Annotated in this window: 16 protein-coding genes; 10 read left to right on the top strand and 6 right to left on the bottom strand. The window is 64.8% G+C overall.

Going from position 1 to position 20602, the window contains the following annotated elements; translation table 11 throughout:
* Nucleotides 1–90 precede the first annotated feature (90 nt).
* From sphantq_RS08685 to sphantq_RS08670, 4 genes are read left to right on the top strand one after another with little or no spacing between them, the layout of a single operon-like run.
* Nucleotides 91–1920, top strand: a complete 1830-nt coding sequence (locus sphantq_RS08685) for an AAA family ATPase (RefSeq protein WP_272800065.1) — start codon at nucleotides 91–93, stop codon at nucleotides 1918–1920.
* Nucleotides 1917–2561, top strand: coding sequence for a 4Fe-4S single cluster domain-containing protein (locus sphantq_RS08680; protein ID WP_272800064.1), 645 nt, complete (start codon nucleotides 1917–1919; stop codon nucleotides 2559–2561). The genes sphantq_RS08685 and sphantq_RS08680 overlap by 4 nt, the downstream gene beginning before the upstream one ends.
* Nucleotides 2558–8833 (top strand): AAA domain-containing protein, encoded by a 6276-nt coding sequence (locus sphantq_RS08675; protein WP_272800063.1) that lies wholly within the window; start codon nucleotides 2558–2560, stop codon nucleotides 8831–8833. Before sphantq_RS08680 ends, sphantq_RS08675 begins: the two co-directional genes overlap by 4 nt.
* The gene (locus sphantq_RS08670) at nucleotides 8830–10146 is read left to right on the top strand and encodes a hypothetical protein (RefSeq protein WP_272800062.1); all 1317 of its coding nucleotides are present in this window, start codon (nucleotides 8830–8832) and stop codon (nucleotides 10144–10146) included. Before sphantq_RS08675 ends, sphantq_RS08670 begins: the two co-directional genes overlap by 4 nt.
* 2 nt (nucleotides 10147–10148) lie before the next feature.
* Here sphantq_RS08670 and sphantq_RS08665 read toward each other — a convergent pair whose 3' ends face one another.
* Nucleotides 10149–10760: a thermonuclease family protein gene (locus tag sphantq_RS08665; RefSeq protein WP_272800061.1), complete on the bottom strand. Its 612-nt coding sequence runs from the start codon at nucleotides 10758–10760 to the stop codon at nucleotides 10149–10151.
* A gap of 147 nt (nucleotides 10761–10907) precedes the next feature.
* On the opposite strand from sphantq_RS08665, the gene sphantq_RS08660 reads away from it, so the two are divergent.
* The 3 genes from sphantq_RS08660 (at nucleotide 10908) to sphantq_RS08650 (ending at nucleotide 14264) form a co-directional block, all read left to right on the top strand.
* A complete protein-coding gene (locus sphantq_RS08660; RefSeq protein ID WP_272800060.1) occupies nucleotides 10908–11849 on the top strand; it encodes a hypothetical protein in 942 nt (313 codons plus the stop codon).
* Nucleotides 11850–12356: 507 nt separating this feature from the next.
* Nucleotides 12357–13337 carry a thymidylate synthase gene (locus tag sphantq_RS08655; RefSeq protein ID WP_272800059.1) on the top strand — a complete coding sequence of 327 codons (981 nt, stop codon included), beginning with the start codon at nucleotides 12357–12359 and terminating at the stop codon, nucleotides 13335–13337.
* Entirely contained in the window at nucleotides 13338–14264 is a 927-nt protein-coding gene (locus sphantq_RS08650; protein WP_272800058.1) for an alpha-glutamyl/putrescinyl thymine pyrophosphorylase clade 3 protein, read from the top strand.
* 40 nt (nucleotides 14265–14304) lie between these two features.
* On the opposite strand, the gene sphantq_RS08645 is transcribed toward sphantq_RS08650, so the two are convergent.
* The 5 genes from sphantq_RS08645 to sphantq_RS08625 form a co-directional block, all read right to left on the bottom strand.
* On the bottom strand, nucleotides 14305–15408 hold the full coding sequence (locus tag sphantq_RS08645; RefSeq protein WP_272800057.1) for an ImmA/IrrE family metallo-endopeptidase: 1104 nt from the start codon (nucleotides 15406–15408) through the stop codon (nucleotides 14305–14307).
* Complete coding sequence (locus tag sphantq_RS08640) at nucleotides 15405–15755, bottom strand: hypothetical protein (protein ID WP_272800056.1); 351 nt, start codon at nucleotides 15753–15755, stop codon at nucleotides 15405–15407. The genes sphantq_RS08645 and sphantq_RS08640 overlap by 4 nt, the downstream gene beginning before the upstream one ends.
* Nucleotides 15756–15792: 37 nt before the next feature.
* On the bottom strand, nucleotides 15793–16158 hold the full coding sequence (locus sphantq_RS08635) for a hypothetical protein (RefSeq protein ID WP_272800055.1): 366 nt from the start codon (nucleotides 16156–16158) through the stop codon (nucleotides 15793–15795).
* Nucleotides 16159–16667: 509 nt separating this feature from the next.
* Nucleotides 16668–17741 (bottom strand): IS5 family transposase, encoded by a 1074-nt coding sequence (locus sphantq_RS08630; protein WP_272800205.1) that lies wholly within the window; start codon nucleotides 17739–17741, stop codon nucleotides 16668–16670.
* 219 nt (nucleotides 17742–17960) lie between these two features.
* Nucleotides 17961–18977 carry an IS110 family transposase gene (locus tag sphantq_RS08625; protein ID WP_272800054.1) on the bottom strand — a complete coding sequence of 339 codons (1017 nt, stop codon included), beginning with the start codon at nucleotides 18975–18977 and terminating at the stop codon, nucleotides 17961–17963.
* A gap of 220 nt (nucleotides 18978–19197) precedes the next feature.
* Between sphantq_RS08625 and sphantq_RS08620 the strand changes: the two genes are divergently transcribed.
* The 3 genes from sphantq_RS08620 to sphantq_RS08610 are packed head-to-tail and all read left to right on the top strand — an operon-like array spanning nucleotide 19198 to nucleotide 20594.
* The gene (locus sphantq_RS08620; protein WP_272800053.1) at nucleotides 19198–19443 is read left to right on the top strand and encodes a hypothetical protein; all 246 of its coding nucleotides are present in this window, start codon (nucleotides 19198–19200) and stop codon (nucleotides 19441–19443) included.
* 18 nt (nucleotides 19444–19461) lie between these two features.
* Nucleotides 19462–19875: an MbcA/ParS/Xre antitoxin family protein gene (locus sphantq_RS08615; protein ID WP_272800052.1), complete on the top strand. Its 414-nt coding sequence runs from the start codon at nucleotides 19462–19464 to the stop codon at nucleotides 19873–19875.
* Entirely contained in the window at nucleotides 19869–20594 is a 726-nt protein-coding gene (locus sphantq_RS08610) for an RES family NAD+ phosphorylase (RefSeq protein ID WP_443021555.1), read from the top strand. The genes sphantq_RS08615 and sphantq_RS08610 overlap by 7 nt, the downstream gene beginning before the upstream one ends.
* Nucleotides 20595–20602 lie beyond the last annotated feature (8 nt).

Below are 20602 nucleotides of genomic sequence, written 5' to 3'. Positions count from 1 at the left end.
ACTAACCGACATTGACGGTGGGGCGTGAAAGGATAGTCTGCGCGAACGAGTCATCAATGGAGGATTCGCGATCAACGGGGAAACAGGGCGGTGCAGAAAGAGGACCATCGGGCGCGCTGGGTGCGGGACCTCACACGCTTCCTCCCGCTGAAGAGCCAGTTTGTCCTCACCGGGAACGTGCGCGATCTCCAGATCCGCGACATCGGGGGCAAGGCGGTCGCCGCACCGCTCGGCGACGTCCTCGCGGCGACGCTCAGCGACGCGGGCTATTCGGACGCGGTGCGCTATGACCCGGTCTCGGGCTTCTCGGTCATGCCGCATTCGGACGGCAGCGAACCCGACGCGGACGCGCTGCTGACCCGGTTGGGATTGACGCCCTCCGGCGGACGTGTCGCAGGCGGTGGCGACATGCTGGCCGCGACGCTCGAGAGACTTATCTCGCTCGACGGTCCGCCGGTAGCGCTGGTAGCCGACTTCGCCTCGCGGCTAATCGTCCGAAGCGACGCGCTCTCGCCGCCAGAGCAGTCGCTCTTCACCCGCGCGCTGGTCCTGAGCCAGCGCGCCGAGGCGCGCCCGGTGGGGCCGGACCGGGCGCCTCGCTTCAACACTGTAGTGTGGATCGTAGAGAAGGAGGGCGACCTCCCTGACTGGCTCACCATCGACAACCCTCGCATCCGCCACGTGCCGATCGCGCCGCCGGACCGCGCCACCCGCAAGGCCGTTGCCGGCTCGCTGATACGCGGCATCCCGGGCGTGCGGCAGGCATCGGCCGAGGACATCGCCGAAGCCGAGCGCGAACTCGTAGATGCGACTGAAGGCATGCTGCTCGTCGACCTCAACGCTGTTGCTCAACTGGCTCGCGCCGAAGGCGTGGCGATCTCCGACATCGGAGAGGCCGTTCGCCGATACAAGGTAGGCGTCACAGACGACGCCTGGCGCATGATAGAGCGGGAGAAGATCCGAGAAGGCGCCGAGACAATCCGGCGGCGGGTGGTCGGCCAGGACCACGCCGTGGTGCACATGCTCGACATCGTGAAGCGCGCGGCCACCGGCATCGGCGGCGGCGGGCGCGGTGGCCGTCCCCGCGGCATCGCCTTCCTCGCGGGGCCTACCGGCGTCGGAAAGACCGAACTCGCGAAGACGGTCACCGAACTGTTGTTCGGCGACGAGAGCGCATACATCCGGTTCGACATGTCCGAGTTCAGCGCGGAGCACGCCGACCAGCGTCTGATCGGCGCACCGCCCGGCTACATCGGCTACAACGTCGGCGGTGAGCTGACCAACGCCGTGCGCGAGCGGCCGTTCAGCGTCGTGCTGTTCGACGAGATCGAGAAGGCGCATCCGCGGATCCTCGACAAGTTTCTGCAGATCCTCGATGACGGCGTGCTGACCTCTGGTCGCGGCGACCGCGTCTACTTCTCCGAGGCGCTGATCATCTTTACGTCAAACCTCGGCATCTACTCGAGCGGGGCCGACGGCGGACGGGTCGCGAACGTGACCCCAGAACAACCCTTCGAGGAGGTGCGCTCGCGCGTGCGAGCCGAGATTGCGAACCACTTCAAGCTCGTCCTGAACCGGCCCGAGATCCTAAACCGGTTCGGCGAGAACGTGATCGTCTTCGACTTCATCCGGCCGGCCGTGGCTGAGGAGATCTTCGCCGCGATGGTCCGCTCGGTCCTGGCCGACGCCGAGGCGTCGGGGCACAGCGTGACCCTGTCCGCGGAAGCGTGGAACACGCTGCGCCACCTGTGCACGGTGGACCTCTCCAATGGCGGCCGTGGCATCCGCAACCAGATCGAGGCTCACCTGATCAATCCCCTCGCGCGCGCACTGTTCGACCGGGACGGCGATGGCCCGGTCACCGTGGCGGTGGTAGAGCCCGGCACCGTCACCACCATCGTCCTCGGAAGCGCAGCGTGAGGGTCGCGGTCTCGCGCATCCACTTCCCCGTCACGACCCTAGGGCCCGGCCGCAGGCTCGGTGTCTGGCTCCAGGGATGCTCGATCAGGTGCCCGGGATGCGTCTCAGTCGATACCTGGAACGCAGGCATCGGCGAGGTCGGACTCGACCAGTTGCTTACGGCGTTGGCGCTGCACGTGGACGAGGCCGACGGCCTGACAGTGTCGGGGGGCGAGCCCTTCGACCAGCCCGACGCGCTGGCCGCGCTGCTCCGTGAATGGCACAGCCTGTCGAAGCGCTCGGTACTGGTCTTCACCGGACGGGAAATGGTGGACATCGCGCCATGGCTCGACCGCAACGCGGGCCTAATCGACGCCGTGATGACGGGCCCCTTCCGGTCCGACCTGCCGCAGACGCTTGCCCTGCGCGGCAGCGACAACCAGCGGCTGCACACACTGACGCCTCTCGGTGCCGAACTGTCGGCTTTCGACCGGCCGGCGGACGGCTCCGACCGACGCCTGGACGTAATGTTTGACGAGGACGGCGACGCGTGGATGGCCGGGATTCCGGCGCGTGGCGACCTGGCGCGCCTGCGGCATGCGTTAAGGGCGGCCGGACACCGGGCCGCCTCCTCCGCCGAAGTAGGGATGTTCGCCGCATGATGAGGTTCTGCCCCAACTGCGAGACAGAGCGTCCGCCCGAGGAGATGTTCTGCGACGGCGACGTTGGCGGGCGCGTGTGCGACTGGCCCCTCTCCTCAATACCCATCCGTCCGAAAGGCTGGCGCTCGCCCGCAGCCGCCGACCCGTCGAGTGCGGCTCCGGTCGCCGCGCCGCCGGTCTGCGTCAATGGGCATGAGGTAGAAGTCGGAGACCTGCTGTGCGGCGTCTGCGGAGGCGACATCGCAGAGACGGCTCCGGTGCCCGTGGCGACCGAAACGCAGGCCTTGTCCGCAATTGACGGACGGCCGACCGACGCGGCGGAAGCTCACGCCGCGGTCGAGACCGGCGTCGCCGGATGGCGACTGCTCCGCAGGCTGCCCACGACGAGTGAGGTGCGCGAACGCTACGAAACCGTGCGGGACGCGGACAGCCGCGAAGCTGTGCTGACGCTCTACGCCAACGGCAGCGAACCCGATCCCGAGGTCTACGACGCGCTCCGGACGCTCGACCGCGACCATGTACCCGAGATCCTCGAGACCGGCCGCTGGGAGGACCGCGCCTACGAGGTGTCCGAGGACCTGCGAGGTGGGACGCTCGCCGACCTCGGACTGCTCGCCGACGACATCGCAACGCTGTCGGTCATCCTCCGCGAGGTCGGCGGCGCACTAGCAGTCTTCGCCGAATGCGGCCTGAGGCACCGCGACCTGAGACCTGGGGCGATCATGGTGCGCGCCCGCGAGCCGCTCGACCTCGTCGTGACCGGCTTCGGCTCGGCCCGGCTGTCCGACTACGACCTCGACGTCGTCTCGCCGCTCGAGATCACCCGCTACACCGCCCCCGAGGCCGTCGCTGGTGGCGTCGCCGCCGCGAGCGACTGGTGGAGCCTCGGGATGCTGCTGCTGGAACAGGTGACCCGCGGCGCATGCTTCGGCGGGGCCGACGACCAGTCCTTCCTGATCAGCGTGCTCACCAACGGCGCGCCGATCCCGGACGGCCTGCCCCCGGCAGTGGATACCCTCCTGCGCGGGCTGCTCGCGCTCGACCGCCGACAGCGGTGGGGATGGACCGAGGTGCAGCGTTGGCTGGCGGGCGACATGCCCGACGCGCCCGCCTCACCGCGCCGGGCGGACGAGACCGGCGGCCGGCGCCCGATCACGCTCGCGGGCACGCGCCATGCGACGACCGAGCGGTTCGCGCTGGCGGCGGCCGAAGCCGCGAACTGGGACGAGGCGCGCGGACTGATGCTCCGCGGCGAACTCGCGACTTGGATGGAGGAGGCGGGGCACCATGCCGAGCTGCGCGCGGAACTACGTGCGATAGCCGGACTGGACGCGGTACACGAGGACCTGCGGCTCGCCCTCGCGCTGAAGGCGCTCAATCCCTTGATGCCGCTCGTCGTGCGTGGCGAGATCGTGACCCCTGGCTGGCTTCTCGACCATCTCGACGAAGGCTACGCCCTGATCACCGGACCGGTGCCCGACCGGCTCGAGCGCGACGACGACGAGCTCTGGCTGGCGCGCCTGAAGCGCCGGGAGCAGCGCGTCCGGGACCGTGCGCGCCAGCTCGACGTGGAGCTCGACGAGACGCAGCTCAGGGCCGCCGCGCTGTCGACCTCGCGCAGCCAGCTGGCTGCGGTGTGGGATGAGCGCCGCCGCGTCCTACCGGACACCGACCATCCCGGCCTGCTCGCCATCATCGAGCGCCGGATCACCGAGGAGGAGGACCTCATCCTCCTCCTCGGCGCGTCGGCGGCGCAGTTCCGCGCGGCGGACGCGATCGTCGATGAGGCCGCGCAGGCCGCCTCCCGCGCCGGGCTAAGCGAGTTCGACCGCGAGGCCGCGCTCGACCGCCTCACGCGTCCGAGGCGCGAGATTAACGCCGAGATAGAGGCACGCCTCGAGAACTTCGCGCGCTGCGGCCGCGACCGCATCGACGAGTGGGCCGACCAGTTCCGGCTCGAGCGACGCCTCCCGCTAGCCCGCGCGCTCGCGCTGCTGGCGGTGCCGGCCGCCGATTGGCGCCAGCCGCCGCGCCAGTCATACGTAGCGACGCTTCTCGACTTCTATGCACGCCGCATCACCGCCTCGATCATGCGCGGCCCGCTCACCCGCATGGTGATCGGCAAGACGACCGCGCGCATCGACATGATGGAGCTAGACAGCGCGCGCCGCTGTGCATCGTCGCTGCTCGACCACCTTTTGCTGCGCAACGACCAGACAATCGACATCGATCCGGCTTCGCTCACGGTCGACCCCCGCGTCGAGCGCCGCGTGCGGACGCTGCACTCCCACGCCACGCTGTACAGGCGCGACACCGGGATCGACGGCCTTTACCTGGGCTTCCCGTTCCTTGTGATGCAGGAGACAAAGGCCAGCGTGCGGCCACGTATCGCGCCGGTCCTGCTGTGGCCGGTCCGCCTGCACCCGGAGGTCGGCTCCCGCGGCCGGGTGACGCTCGCGTTCGACCGCGGCCGCGAGGAGGTTCGCCTCAACCCGGCATTCGAAACACTACTCGGCGTGGAGGCCGCCGGTCGGTGGCAGCAGGCCGCAAACGAGATGCTGGGCCGCTCGACCGTGACCCCGGCGGAGGTGCTCGACGCGTTCCGCGAGCTGGCGACGGTCGAGGGACGCGAGCTCGTCCCGCTCCCATCGAAGGACCTGAACGCCCGCGTCGGCGAGGACCGGCTGTTCTGCTCGGCCGCCTTGTTCCACCTCGCGTTCCTTGGCCAAGCGGTGATGGAGGACCTGCGCCAGCTGAAGTCCGCGCCGCCCACCGGATCGAGCCTAGAGACTGCGTTCCGGGTCGGCGAAGAGGTCGAGCGCGCCGAGCCTGTCCACGCTTCCGAGATCGAGCGCTACTTCACCGCCGACAGCGACCCCTCGCAGGAGGCGGCGGTGCTCGAGGCGCGCACCGGCCGCGGACTCATCGTCGAGGGGCCGCCCGGCACCGGCAAGAGCCAGACGATCGTCAACATGGTGGCGGACGCGATCGGCACGGGCCGCAGCCTGCTGGTAGTGTGCCAGAAGCAGGCGGCGCTGGAGGTCGTGTACAAGCGGCTCGAGGCCGCCGGGCTCGGCGAGCGCATCGTGATAGTCAACGACGTCAACAAGGACCGGCGGACCGTCATCCAGTCCATCCGCGAACAACTCGAGGAGCTGTTCAGGAGACCGGGCGGCGCGACCGGCTGGCGCCAGCAGCGTCAGCAGGCTGCGGCGCGCATCGAATCGCTCGAGCGGGATCTCGATAGCCAGCATCGCGCGCTGCACGCCGTCGACGAGCAGACCGGACTCTCGTATCGGCTGGTGATCGGCGATCTTATCGGCCTCTCCCGGGAAGGTGCGACGCCCGCGGTGCCATCGCTGCGGCACCAGCTCGGCGCGCTCGATCCTGGTGCGCTCGCGCTGCTGCAGGAGACCTGCGCGCCTATCGCCAGGCTGTGGCTGCCCGCCAGGTTCGAGGGCAGCCCGCTCGCCGACGCGCGCCAGTTCGGCGTCGATCCGGGAACGGTGCAGACCTTCACCACGGACGTCGCCGAGTTCGCCAGGCTCGAGCGCGAGCGGATGGGCGTCATCGAACGGACTCCCCACGCGATCGCGATCGAGGATCCCGAACCCTACCGGACATGGACCGTTGGCAACGCCCGCGCGCTACGCGACATCGACGACACGGCGCGCGCGCGTCTCGCGCGGTGGCTGGGCATGTTTGAGGAGGCGTCGGGACGCGAGCCTGGAAGGACGGCCCTCCAGCGCGACTTCGCGACCATCGAGCGCAACCTGCTGGGCCTCCCGGCCGACGACGCGCCCGACGAAGTCGTCGAGGCCGCGCGTGCGATGGACGATGGCGAGCTGGAGAGCTGGACCGCGGTCTCCGACCGCCTGCTCAGCCGCCCGAGCTTTTTTCAGAAGCTGTCGCCGGGACGTTGGATCTCGCTATGGCGACGTCGATCGCTGATGCGCGAATACGGCCTCGCCGACCCGCGCGCGCTCGGTGCCGCGCTGCACCGGGAGGGCGGCCTGCGACCGGTCCGCGACCGGCTGTTGGCCGCGGTCGTCGACGCGGGCGAAACGGCGGGCGCGCTGCCGCCCATGCGCATCCCCGAGTTGCTGGAGGTGGCTCGACTCCACCTTGGGCAGCTCGGGGCGGCCGAGGCACTCGTCGCCAGGCTCGAGGCCTACCCGGAACGTCCGGTCGCCTACGCCATGGCGCGCGCGGCCAGCCGCCAAGCGGTCGAGGACATGATCGAGGGCATCGACCAGGGGCTCGCGAGGCACGCCGCGCGTACGGCGAGCCTGGCAGCACTGACCCGGCTGCGACCGTGGATGTCGGACGGGTGGATCGAGGCGCGCGGCGACACCGTGCGCCGCGATATCTCGAACACCACAGCCGTCGACCCGGTAGAGGCCGAGGCACCGCACATCGCCGCCTACCAGCGCTTCCGCGCCCGGGTGCCGCAGCTCGGCGAGGCGGCCATGGCGGCGTTCTCTGAACTCGCCCGCATACGCGAGCGGCTGGAGGCGCTCGACGAGGCGTCGCTGGAGGCGACGGTCCGGCGCATCCTGGCGACGGAAGGCAGGCTGGCCTGGAAGTCGCGCATCGAGGGTGAGCATCCCGCGCTCCTGCTCGAAGCGGGGGAGCTCGAGGCGAAGTCGACGTCGCTCGCGTCGGCCGACCGCGAGATGCGCTCGCTCAACCGGCGGCTGCTGGTCGAGGGACTCGACGCGTCCCGGCTGCGGCCGATGCGCGAGTGGGAGGACATCACGCGGCTGAGCGGAATCCGCGCCAAGCGGCTGCGCGAGTTCGTCGACCTTGGCGCGGACCTCGGCCTAATGCGCCTGCGACCGGTGTGGCTGGTCAACCCGGACGTCGCGAGCCGACTGCTGCCATTGCGCAAGGCGCTGTTCGACACTGTCATCTTCGACGAGGCGTCCCAGATGCCGATCGAGTACGCGCTCCCCACCCTCTACCGCAGCCGCACGATGGTGGTAAGCGGCGACGAGAAGCAGATGCCGCCGAGCGCGTTCTTCTCGAGCCGCGTCGAGAGCGACGAGGCGGAGGTGTTCGAGGGCCAGGAGGCCGACGAGCGGCTCGACGACCAGGAGCGCGAGGAGGCGGTCGAGACCTGGAACAGGCGCGAGATTAAGGATTGCCCCGACCTGCTCCAGCTGGCGAAGACGGTCCTTCCCTCGACCACGCTCCAGATCCACTACCGCTCGGCTTATCGCGAGCTGATCGAGTTCTCGAACGCCTCGTTCTACGTAAATCGGCTGAGCGTGCCGGCCCGACATCCGGCGGACGAGGTCAGGCGCCAGCGTCCGATCGAGCTGATCCGTGTCGACGGGACCTACGAGGACCAGACCAACCCGGCCGAGGCGCAGCGGGTCGCTGACGTCGTGCGCGACATCTGGGCCGACGGCGGCCCCAATCCGCCGACCGTGGGGGTGGTCACGTTCAACCGCAAGCAGGCCGACCTGATCGAGGACGTGCTCGAGGAACGCGCAGAGGCGGATCCGGCCTTCCGCGCGGCGCTCACCAAGGAGCGCGACCGCGTCGAGGGTGGGGAGGACATGGGGTTCTTCGTCAAGAACGTCGAGAACGTGCAGGGCGACGAGCGCGACATCATCGTGTTCTCCTCGACCTTCGGCCGCAACGCGCAAGGGACCTTCCGGCGCTCGTTCGGGGTGCTGGGACAGGCCGGCGGCGAGCGGCGGTTGAACGTCGCGATCACCCGCGCAAAGCGCAAAGTCGTGCTGGTCACGTCCATGCCGATCCCGCTCATCTCTGACATGCTGACGACCCGCCGCCAGGCGGCGAGTCCACGCGACTTCCTGCAGGCCTACTTCGAGTATGCGCGCACGCTGTCCGAGGGCGACCTCGACGCGGCGTCCGCACTACTGGGAAGACTGACCCCCGAGCAGCGTCGACCGGTAGGACCCGCGCGCGACGTCGAGGACGGGCTCGAGCAGGCGGTGGCCGCGGAGCTGCGTGCGCTTGGCTGGGATCCCGCCCCTGTGCAGGACAACGGCGCGTTCGGCCTCGACTTCGCGATCGAGGATCCACGGACCGGGCTCTACGGCATCGGCATCGAATGCGACGCACCGCGCCACCGGCTGCTCGAGGGCGCGAGGGCGCGCGAAATATGGCGCCCTTCGGTCCTTCGGCGGTCGATCCCCGTCATTCACCGGGTCTCGTCGCACCGCTGGTTCCACGAGCCCGAGCGCGAGCGCGAGCGACTGCGCGCGGCGGTCACGTCGGCGATGGGGGTGAAGGCATGAGCGGACCGAAGGTTGTGCGGATCGTAACCCGCGAGGAGATCCTCGAGATCTGTCATGGGATGCTCGCCCGGGTCGACGCTGCGCTTGCCGAATGGACGCGGATCGGCCGTCGCAACAACTGCATCGACGACGACGCGCTGGCCACGGCCAAGCGTCGGCGCGACGCGCTTGCGGCACTGATCACGGCGGACCGGTTTATGGACCTGCAGAAGCAGGCCCCGATCGAGGAGGCGTTCCTGCGCGACGACGTCCAGGTCCGCCTTGCCAAGGTCGCGGCGGAGCAGGCGGCGGCGCGGTCGCGCGACCGACGCGAGCGCGAGGCGGCCGCCAGCCTGCTCCGGACGCTGCGGAGCAGAGGCGACCCACTCTCACCGGACCTCGAGCGCCGGCTCGAGCGGGGTGACGCCGCCGCGCTGGCGGAGGGGTTCAAGATGCTGGCGCAGCGCGCGGCAGACCCCACTGCGTCGCGCTCGCTCGCAGACCGGCTGCGCGGCGACGAGGCACCAGCGTCGTTCGCCGACTGGCTCGCGGCGCAACCCGCAGGCGTTGCCGATCCGGCGGTCACGCACATCGAGGCCCGCATCGCCGAGTTGCGGCCGTATGTCGACGAGGCGACCTCGGCCGCGTGGGGCGCGAGGCTCGACGAGGCGCTCGACGCCGAACCGGCGCGGCGCGGCCTGCTCCTCGACGGACTCGACGTCGCGACCGGTCGCGAGCTGACGGAAGCGCGGGCACGAGCGGCCGCGGCGATGGACCTCGAGCTCGTGGCGGCCGAGCTCGTCGCGACCGGGCTCGACGCGACGGCCCTGACCGTGGGGAAAGAAGCGCTCGACGTGACCGCCATCGCGTCGCGGATCGCGGAAGGACGCGCCGGGCTAGAGAAGCACCGGCAGGCGCGGGCCTCGGCTGCCCGTCGGGCCGCGGTCCTCGAGGGCCTCAATGGCCTCGGCTACGAGGTGACCGAGGGGATGGGGACGACCTGGGCGCAGGACGGAAGGCTGGTCGTGCGCAGCGCGAGCCGACCGGACTACGGCGTGGAGGTCAGCGCCGCGGGCGAGCGGATGCAGATGCGCCCGGTCGCTTTCGACGCAGGCGGCGTGGGGCCGGACCCGTCGCGCGACCGGGACGCCGAGTCGATCTGGTGCGGCGACGTGTCAGCGCTGCAGGAGACGTTGGGCGACGCGGGCGGCGGCCTGGTCATCGAGAAGGCGCTGCCGATCGGCGCGACGCCGCTGAAGCGGATTGCCGTGGCGGCAGTGGATGCGACGGCCGCAGCGGCGGCGCCGGCGCTGCGCGAGCGCACCGTCCGCTGACGTCAGCGGATGGGACGCCAGCCGGCTGCGACCGCCTCGCGCTCCGAGCAGAACAAGCGCTCCCCCTTGCGCGCATCGATCCGGACTTCCGGATATGCCCGGCTTCCCGGCATGTGGTAGATCCGCTCGCCTGAAGAGCCGACATTGCCCTTGATCGGGCAGCGCGGATCGGGCACCACGGGCACGTCCGCCAGACGGCGTTCGCGGCGGTAATCGGACGGCGCCTCGAACCCTAACGCCCAGATGCCCCGGCGCGCCGCGCGGGCGCGGGCCTCCTGCCCCACATAGGCCATGCTGTAGCTGCGGTATGCGGTCGCCCAGCCGGCCTCGACGATGGCCGCGCCGATGTCCTCGCCTCCCACGCGGCAGATGGCGACTGACCTTCCGTAACGGTCGGTGTCCACCTGCTCGCAGGTGATGGGCCGGCCCTCGACGCGCCGCCGTAGCCATTCTGCGGCCATCGTGCCACACGCGACCATGCGGCCATCGGATCCGCAACGCTGCAAAAGCTCGGGCGCGTCAACACCAGACAGCCTCACGCGCGTCGCGCCGACGCGCAGAGTGTCGCCATCCGCGACATGGGCGGTTCCGGAGATCGCAGCCGAGGTCGTCACCGCCAGAGAGGCCAGTACGCCGATGATAATGTCCGCCTCCCTATGGCCACACGTCTCTGCAAAGGTATAACCCGCTAGCGACAGACGACAATCGGGCGGGGGGCGATGGTAACTTCAAGACAGTTCGTGAGGGGCGTGGGCCGCACCATGCGCGCGATGGATCGCGCGGCGAAGCAGGCCGAGCGCCAGCGTGTGGCGCGCCAGCGAGCCCTGCATCACCAGGCGCATCTCGACGCGTCGGCCAGGGCGGCGGCAGAATACGAGGAGATCGTCGAGGTACTCACTGGCGCACACCGGGTGCCCCTGTCACGGGTAGACTGGCTGGCGACAGCGACGGCTTCCGAACTGCCGATGCCAGAGCGCCGCTCCGAGGCCGAGGACGCGGCCACGACGCGGCTTGCCGAATACACGCCGGGCTGGTTCGCGCGGACGTTCGGCCGCGAGCAGAAACAGCGAGACCGGCTGGCAGACGAAGTCGCGGCCGCGCAGGCGTGCGACGACGCGGCGCATTCGGCCGAGACGGCCGCTGCCAAGGCCCGCAACGCCGAAATCGCCGTCGCGCGGCGGGTGGTCGACCGCGACCCCGACGCAATGGTCGCGGTGCTAGACGAGCGCAGCGCGCTCGGCAGCCTCCCGTTCTCGGTCGAGGGCGTGGACACGCTACTCCTCGACGGGCGCACGATCGCAATTGTCGACGGGCTGAACCTCGAGGACATGCCTGAGGAGATTGTAACGCTACTCAAATCAGGCAAAGCATCCGTGAAGGCGCTAGCCGTCGGCAAGCGCATCGAGATGCACCGTGACGCGATCTGTTCGGCGGCGATCCGCGTGGCGTTGGAGTATCTCGCCGCGCTGCCTATTGACGAGGTCGAGGTGCTGATGCTGACCGACATCCTCGACCGCGGGTCAGGGCACATCCAGTCGCTGCCGGTCCTGCACCTGCGAGCGACAGCGCAGGCGCTGGGTTCGCTGAACCTGCCGCGCACCCAAGCGATCGCGGTCATCGAGCGTCTGGGTGCGCACATGGAATGGTCGAAGCGCGTTGGCTTCAGCGCAATAAACGCGGCAGCGTTCGGAGTGGAATTGTAGGGCTGCAAGGGAACGAGTTGTTGCGAGAAGCACGCCGCTGAGGTGAGCGAAATGTCAGCATTGGCTCTTTCGGGCTCGAAAGCGGCTGTTCTGGTTTCCACCCATCGTTCTGATCAGCACCACTAAATGAGGATCAGCTATCGGACTTAGCTTAGGTGCGGCTGAACGAAGGAAATTCGCGCACTGATGCCCTGTTGCTTTCCGGCTTAGGAATAGCAGGTTGCAGCGCAACCTGCCGCTCATGCGTTAATCCGAGAAAGACCGTATTGTCCCAGATCCGGCGTTCGTTTTTGGCCAACCTAACCCTTTTTGGAAACTTCGCTTACGATTTTCCGTTCCCGAGTCGGGTCGGTCCGCTCTTATTACCCTCAACAACGTTCAGCGGTCTGCTCCGCTTTTCACAAAATGATGCTTCGTACCTTTCGAGCAAGAATTGCATGTCGGGCTTGTCGCGCTCGGAAATCTACCTAACATCCAAATAGTGATCTTGGCTTCACGGGGGGCAACGTGGAAATTCCAGGCGATGGACTCGATGACATTCTGATCGAGTTGTATCAGCAACTGCTGAAGAATGGGGAAGCGAACAGTAGCACGATTGGCAATTCGGTAGAATTCCTCGGCGTGACACTTCGAATTGCCAAGCCCCGCGCGAGGGTCAGTCGATCTGAAACTCGCGCGCGTCCATTCAGCGCTTTGGGAGAGCTCCTCTGGTATCTGTCGGGATCCGACGAGGCTGCCTTCGTGTCTCCGTACATTCCGTTCTATGGAAGGAAAGGGAAACCCTCGATCGTCAACGGAGCTTACGGACCGCGTATCCGAACAAGGCATGGCTTCGATCAGCTGGAAAAGGTTATCGAGATAATGAGGCGGAAAGACGGTAGTCGCCGGGCCGTAATTCAGCTTTATGATGCGGCCGACCTGCTTACCGACCTAGACATTCCATGTACCTTGGGCCTTCAGTTCCATCGACGCGGCAGCCTCCTGCACATGACTGCCATGATGCGCTCGAACGACGCATATCTGGGCCTCCCCCACGACGTCTTTTGCTTCACCATGATCCAGGAACTGGTGGCCACCGAACTGGGCCTCGATTTAGGCGAGTATACCCACATGGTCGGCAGCATGCATCTGTACGAGTCCGATAGGGGAAAAGCTGAGCAGTACATCAGCGAAGGGTATCAGCGTGCTGCCGAAATGCCGCCGATGCCGCGGTCAGAACCCTTCGCCATGATCGGAGAACTGCTCGCGTTCGAGCGGAAGGCCAGGGTCAATGAGGAAGCCGATCCAGACGCCGAGTTGGGCCAAAACTATTGGGCAGACCTAGCCCGGCTGCTCCAGATCAACTTCGCCAGGGACGACAATGAAATCATGGATATATCAGCACGCATGCGTAACAATTTCTACCACAGTTTCATCGAAGATCAGCGGGATCGAAAATCAGAGGCTGCCCGTCGAGCAGCAGCGAAAGTGAATGTGGAGCAAGCTTGAATGAAGTGGCCGCAACGTCAGGCGCGCAAGGAAGAAATCTCGGATCTTCTGCTGCACCATCACCAGAACATCCGCGAGTTGCCAGGTATCGCCGATCCCAACGCCCGTGACACGCTGGCGATGCAGATGATCGCCAGCATTCGGCGCGAGGACTATTTCAGGGTGATCCAGCGACGCGGCCCGATCAATCCCGATCGGGCGGATCCGAACTCAGGCACCTTTGAGGCCGAGCTCGGCGTCGTCCACCTACTCCAGCAGAACGCCTATGATGAAGCCGCATGGCTGATCTTCCTCATGGTCTATCTGGCGAAGCCGGAGATCGGCGGGTGGCATCGTCTGCGTGACATCTATGGCCGCCTCGGCGCTGGAAGATGGGACTGGGCGTCTGTGAGCGCCGATCCGGCAGCCTTTGAGCAATGGCTGGCTGCCAACTGGCAGGCGGTCGGCGGGAAGTTCGGCAACCACAGGAAGTATGAAAGCCTAGATCCGGACACGAACCGCCCGATGGGCGCTGCCATCGTAACCTACGTGAACTGGGTAAACGCCGCAGGCGATCACAGGACGCTCTTTTCGCAGACGGTTCTGGACGCAGGCAACGACCCGCACGTCATCTTCGACGCCTTCTATCACAGCCTGCCGGTTAAGGGGTTCGGACGGCTGGGACGTTTCGATTGGGTGTCCATGTTATCGCGGTATCAGTTTATCCCCGCTGAAGCAGGGACGGCATACCTTCAGAACGCGACGGGACCGAAATCGGGCTTGAAGCTTTTGTTCGAAGGTGATCCCAAGGCTGAAGTCTCACCAGCCACGCTCCAGGCGTGGCTCGATGACCTCGACGCGGATCTGAGCGTCGGGATGGAAGTCCTAGAGGACTCAATCTGCAACTGGCAGAAGACGCCCACGGTGTTTCAGCATTTCAAGGGGTGAACTGACCAGCCAGTGCTGTTCGCCTCAGGAGCGCCAGTACTCAGTCCTCCGCGAAGATTTCTTCCCACGTCCAGTGGCGCCGCAGTCTGCGCAGGACTCCGTGCGGCACAATGCCCCGATGCTGGAGCTGGCCGAGGATCATTCCCGGAGACACCCCGAGCGAAACGGCAAAGCGGCGGATGGGCTCGTCGCGCGCCGGCAGGCTTTCAAGCTCGGCCTCCCTAAACTTCGGGACGATCATCGTTGCTGCGAATTCGTTGGCTTCGCGCTCTTGAGGATCGTCAGCGACGTCCATTCCCTCGACATCCACGAAGGGCGCGCCTTCATGAAGCAACAGATGTCCGATCTCGTGGAAAAGGGTGAACCAGAAGTGATCGTCCGCACGATGGCGGAAGCTCATAAGGATCATGGCCTTATCGGGCGCAATCATGCGGCTCGCGCCGCTTGCGCGGCAGCCCTGCGGAGCCTTCACAATTACAAGGGCCACTCCACATGCGGCCAAGAGCGCGGCTAGCGGCTTTAGAAAACGGGAAGGCTTCCTTATCCTGGAAAGCGCACGGATGTCTGCCAGGCGTGCGTTCAATCCCTCGCATGACCAAGCCTCGGTCTCGCGGAGGTTCGCCTCAAGCTCTCCCTCACGCAACCACAGGGACGTAGCGCCGTCGTGGGCACTGAAAGTAAGCGAACGCCGGAATCGGGCTACGCGCTGGTTCGGACCATAGCGCCCATCCCAGGACTTGAGGGTGCTAACGCCGAAATAGGCAAGGCGGCGTTCAAGCTCGGTCGTCCGCGTGTTCGGGGTGATCCGTCGCTTGGGGCCTGGAGCGGGAATCTGTTCCAGCCAGGCATCCGCCTCTTCCGCAGACAGCTGCTCGACGGCGTGGGAAAGAGATTCCTGATACTTCTGTTGGCGAGAAATCCAGAATGGGATCGATCCGCCGACAGTGCTGGACAGCGCCGACGCCGCCTCGTCGTCGATTTCGCCGAAGCCACTGAGTATCTCGCGCAACTGGGGCATTCCGCCTGCAAGGCGTTCAGCAACGGCGCTCGGAGAAATCTGGCGTCGACGCATCGCCGACAGGACGCTGTCGCCCGGTCGGGAGAACCAGTCCTTGCCAAACGGCTGAACTTCGACCTTCGTCATTGCGAAATCTCGAACAGCATAATTCTACGCACCTGCCCCCAATCGACATCACCATCGTCTGCACGTGGTAGATTTTCGCCCACCGGTTTGAACGCTGCCCGGTAGTGTGAACCGAACGAGAAGGAAAGGGAATCCCCCTCCAAAAATTCACCATCGCGAAAATCTATCAGTTCATCGGTGGTCAAGAAGGACTCCGCTTCGGCTAGAAGCTCGTGCAATTCCGCTGCCGCTTGCGGACCGAACTGGCTCTGAGCCTCTTCGATCCTAGTGCAAAGGTTTTTGAGCGCTTCTGTCCTGAAGGATACGTTCAGCACGGCGCCTCGCAGATCATGGAGATCAATCGGCACACCGGAAAGGCTGCCATCCTGTGCATCAGAACAAGCATTATTGCGGCAGGGGCGACCCGTGAGGCTTGGACGCCTGCTTCGCGCGGATCTGGTCGATCCGTTCCCAATTACGATCGAGCTCCCGATCGCCTGCTTCGTCCATGTTGATATCAGAAGCGCTGCACAGAGCGGCAAGGGTCACCATCGTGCCGCCCACCTCGAGATCGGGATGCCCAACTGGCCGGTCATAGACATACTGCACCAACGCTGCAGCATCTTCCCGCGAACATCCGTTCGCCTGAGCAAGTTCCAGCGCTTCCTCAAGAAAGCGATGTGTACGCTCGGCACGGTCGGACCATACTGCGGCAGGAAAACATGCCATCAGCCATTCCTCGACCCGCTTCTGAAAACCCGTGATTTTCAAGATAACTCCCTGACTCATGTTCATAGTTTACGTAGCCGAAACGATACAAGAGGAATGTGGTTACTCAACGAGACGCGTTGTCACCTTGCTACATGCAGCATTTCTACGCGCCATTCATCGAATTGCACATCGGGAGACCTAATTTGCATAGCTTGGACCCATTGATCGCTGGAAATGAGCGCCTCTTGATCTCCACATGGCGGGTTTCTGGCGCGAAGCAGATATGCTGCCATGCTTCGCCAACGTCCGCTTCACTGAGTTCATGACCTGGAAGCCGACTGTCGCGAATGTTGTCTAATTGATATTCGCATCGCGGTTCCTTTTTACCCGTGCCCGATTGCCAAAGGTTGTCTTCGAGGTCGTCGGACAGCTGGACACCCGCAAAAACCGGCTACGTAAAGCGAGCGTTGTGCTGATGTCGCAATGACCGATGCGTTGGGTGCCATATTTGGCCGTTTTCGGTCATCAAATAGGGCATTTCATGCCAATTTGGGGGTTTCAGGGCAGACTCATGCTGTGACGGCACGTCGTTCGTGGAAGATCAGGCGGTCGAAGTTGTAGGCGAGATTGGCCAAAGTGAGTTTCGCCTCGGCCCGCTTGAGGCCAATCGTGCGTATGAACAAACCGAACCGGTTTTTCTGATGCGCAAACACATGCTCGACCCTGGCCCGGATCGCGGACTTTGCCGCATTTGCGCGAGCGGTGGCCCTGGGCATGGACTTTCCCTTGGGCTTGCGGCGGTGGATGCGACTGGTCAGCATGCGATCGGCCAGCCATGTTTCGTTGGTCCTGGAACGGTATGCTGTGTCGGCCCAAACCTCGCTGCTGCTATTTTCTGCGATCACATGGCGCAACATGCGCCCATCGGCATGGGCCGCCGAAGTGACCTCACCGGCACGTATGAACCCATAGCGGCGGTCTATGCTGATATGGCTTTTATAGCCGAACACCGGCAAGGCGATCATCGGCAGCGGCTTGCCATCCTTGTAGCGCACCTTCCCGCCGATCTTGAGCGTCCAGCGCGCATCTGTGTCCTTCTGTGCCGCCTTGGCTGGGTCGTCGGGCCAGATATCCTGTGCCGATTTGCCATCCTTGATGGCCTGCCGCTCATCATCGGTATTGCGCTGCTTGGGCGCGGGCACCAGGCTGGCATCAATGATCTGGCCGGACATGGGGATGTAGCCCTTCTTGTGCAGTTGCCAGTCGAAGGCCTTCATCACCCGTTTGAGCGTTCCGGTCTCCGTCATCCGGTTGCGGAAATGTCGGATTGTGTTCTCGTCGGGAGTGCGATCGCCGAGTGCAAAACCCAGAAACCGCATCCAGCTCAGCCGGTCCCGGATCATATACTCCATCCGCGCATCCGACAGATTATGCTGGGCCTGCAAAATCAGGATCTTGAACATGGCGACAGGATCAAACGGCGGACGACCACCCTTGCCCCCATCGCCATAACCCAGCCCCTCGACCAGCCAGTCCCGAAAATACTCAAAATCTACCGTCCGTTCCAGCATCTCAAGCGGATCACCGTGACGGCTCAGCATCTCAAGGTGGTCGTTCAGACTGAAAAGCGACTTCGGATCCATCACAGATCGCCTCCAATGGCTACCCGCTCAATGAATCATCAATGCAACAAATCCGCCAGAGTTTTTGCGGGTGTCCAGCTGGGAGAGCTTAACGTCCGGGCCTCATGATCGCGGCCGAGCGGTAGTGGGTGGACGTCTCTGGGTCCCAAACGAGGTTTAACCCTCCACATTTCAGACGAGATCGTCCGGGCATGGCTGATCGGGATCGGGAGCGCCGGGTCAGGCCCAGCGGAACTCGGTCTCGTTCAACCAAACGGAATGCAGTAATGCAGCTAGCTTGCGAGCAACCGCGACCTTGGCCCGCCGTGGACCTTTGGCCTCAGCTATTTTCCTGCCCCAACTCTGAAGGGCACAGGGCCTTTTTACCCGGGTTAGGATGATGTTGGCTGCCTCGTACAACGATCGCCGGAGCATCGGATCGCCGGCTTTGGAGATATGCCCTTGCGTATCGCGTTCGCCCGACTGGCTTCGGCGCGGAACGAGGCCAGCATAGGCGCCAACGTCTTCGCCTCTGGCAAAGCGACGGGGATCTTCGATGCTCATGGTGTAGGTGAGCGCGGTAATCGGCCCAACGCCGGGAACCGTCATTAGACGTGCGCAGACCGGATCTGATGCAGCGCGCTGCTCCAATATGCGACTCGACGTCCGCAGTTGCGCCTCGATCGCTTCGATGGATGCCAGAAGTGGCGCGAATAACGCTTCCAGATCGGGTCGCTGAGTATACAGCGCATCCAGACGCTCTGTGCGCTTGCCTGGTGCCCTGGTCGATCCGAGCCGGAGACCGAACAGTTTCAACAGCCCTCGCAATTGATTGAGCATGGCGGTGCGTGCCATGATCAACTGTGCGCGGATGCGCACAGCTGCGCGGTCGAAGTGCGTTGCCGAAGCCTTCATATGGATGCGCTTGAACCAGCCCGTGCGGGCCATCTGCGCAATACCCTCAGCATCGTGAACATCACTCTTGTTGACCCGCGCTGACAGCACGCCCTTGGCATGGCGAGCACAGATGCACTCGATCGGCACGTCGCGAGCCACCATGCCATGATAGAGGAACGCCGACAGCGGTCCCGTCTCAAGCACCACTCGCACCAGATTTGGGCAATAGCGGCCGAGCCATTTGGCGATGACGTCGGGATCGCTGGCCAACACCTCGCGCCGCAACACAGCGCCTTCGCCATCAACCACGCACACATGCGTGGTCTTGTCACTCACATCCAGTCCTGCGTAGATCGACATGGTCACCCTCCTGCATTGAAGCGTTCATGCGACTTCGTACCATACAGGAGGGTGGCTACATCAATTACGCGGTGTCCCAGACTAAGACGCGCATCAGAGAAAGCAGCGACTGGAGGCGACCTTTCCATCTACGTGCAGTCTTTTCCACGAATTGAAAGCATGCCAAAGCAGCGACTTCACAAGTCCATGATTTGTTTTTGAAATCAGTCGCTTAGGCTGAATGGCTGACATCTCTTCTGTTTCGTTGTCCATACGGTCCGACAGCGTCCAGCATTCGAACGATTTGATGTCTTTAGCTGGGACTGTCGAAGATGTTCTGGGGCATGTCATGGTCGCTCCATTCGCCCTTTTCGGCTACCTCTTGGCGGCGGTTTTTCAATCCAGCCTGTTTACATCACGGACATTGCTCGACGAGGCTAGCAAACAAAACCTCGGTATTGCCATTTGGCATATTTTTCCTATATGATGCCATATGGAGGCGGTTATGAGCATGTTGCAACCTGTCGAGACGGTCCCGGCGCCGTTCCGGCCTGAGCCTGTCACGCAGGATGAAGGCGGCGCGATGTTTCGCGCGGCCCTCAATCTTTTCGCCAAGTGGGGCGTCACGGACGAGCAGGCTGCCATGCTGACCGACATGCCGGTGCGCAGCTTTCGTCGCTGGAAGGCCGAAGGACCGGGCCGCATCTCGCGTGACGGCCTTGCGCGGCTGTCCAACCTGATGGGCATCCACAAGGCCCTGCGAATCATCTTTCAAGAGCCACAGCGCGGCTATGACTGGATCAAGGCGCCCAACGCCGTCTTTGATGGCTCAAGCGCGCTGTCTGTCATGCTGGGCGGCGAATTGACCGACATCATGCGGGTGCGGCGCTATTTGGACGCGGAGCGTGGCGGCTGGTGACGGTGACTGATGGTCCGCCGGTCAACAGGGTCCATTGGGAGGGGGCGGTCAGAATCATCCGCAGCATCTATCCTCCGATAGATCTGTTCGAGGACATTGCGGACCCTGCAGACTGGCCCCTCCTCATCTCCGCCGAGCAGAAGACAAATCCGCGGATCATGACGTCGGTTGGCAATATCGATCTTGTCCCTCCCGCGCGACGGGTCGGCGGCGTTGGCGCCTCCTATCTCATGGCGTCATTCACTCATGTAAGTCCCGATCGACCAAGCCGGTTCTCGGCCGGACATCATGGCGTACTCTATGTCGCGCGCAGCTATGAGACAGCGCTGTTCGAGACGATCCATCATCATGCGCGCTTCATGGCCTGGACGGCGGAGCCTGCCGGATGGACATCGCAGTTTCGGGAGATCATTCTGAAGGTCGATGCCGATTTGCATGATCTCAGAGCGGATGTAGCAGCATTGGGCCCTTGCCTCGATCCTGACAGCTACGAAGCAGCACAGCAGCTCGCCGCGACGCTGCGCAGTTCAGGCTCGGACGGTATTGCCTATCCAAGCGTCCGGCAGGCCGGGGGAGAATGCGTCGCGCTTTTCTATCCGGATTGCGCCTCAAGCCCCGTTCAAGGTCGGCATCTCGATTATCACTGGAACGGCGAACGGGTCGATCTTGTTCGGGATGCGGGAAGCGGCGCTGTGTTCAGGGTGGTAGAGGGCGCATGAGCGGAGCC

Source organism: Sphingobium sp. AntQ-1, assembly GCF_028538045.1.
GTDB classification, from domain to species: Bacteria; Pseudomonadota; Alphaproteobacteria; order Sphingomonadales; family Sphingomonadaceae; genus Sphingobium; species Sphingobium cupriresistens.
The sequence above is the reverse complement of the archived record's forward strand: the minus strand, read 5'-3'. Positions and strand labels throughout refer to the sequence as shown.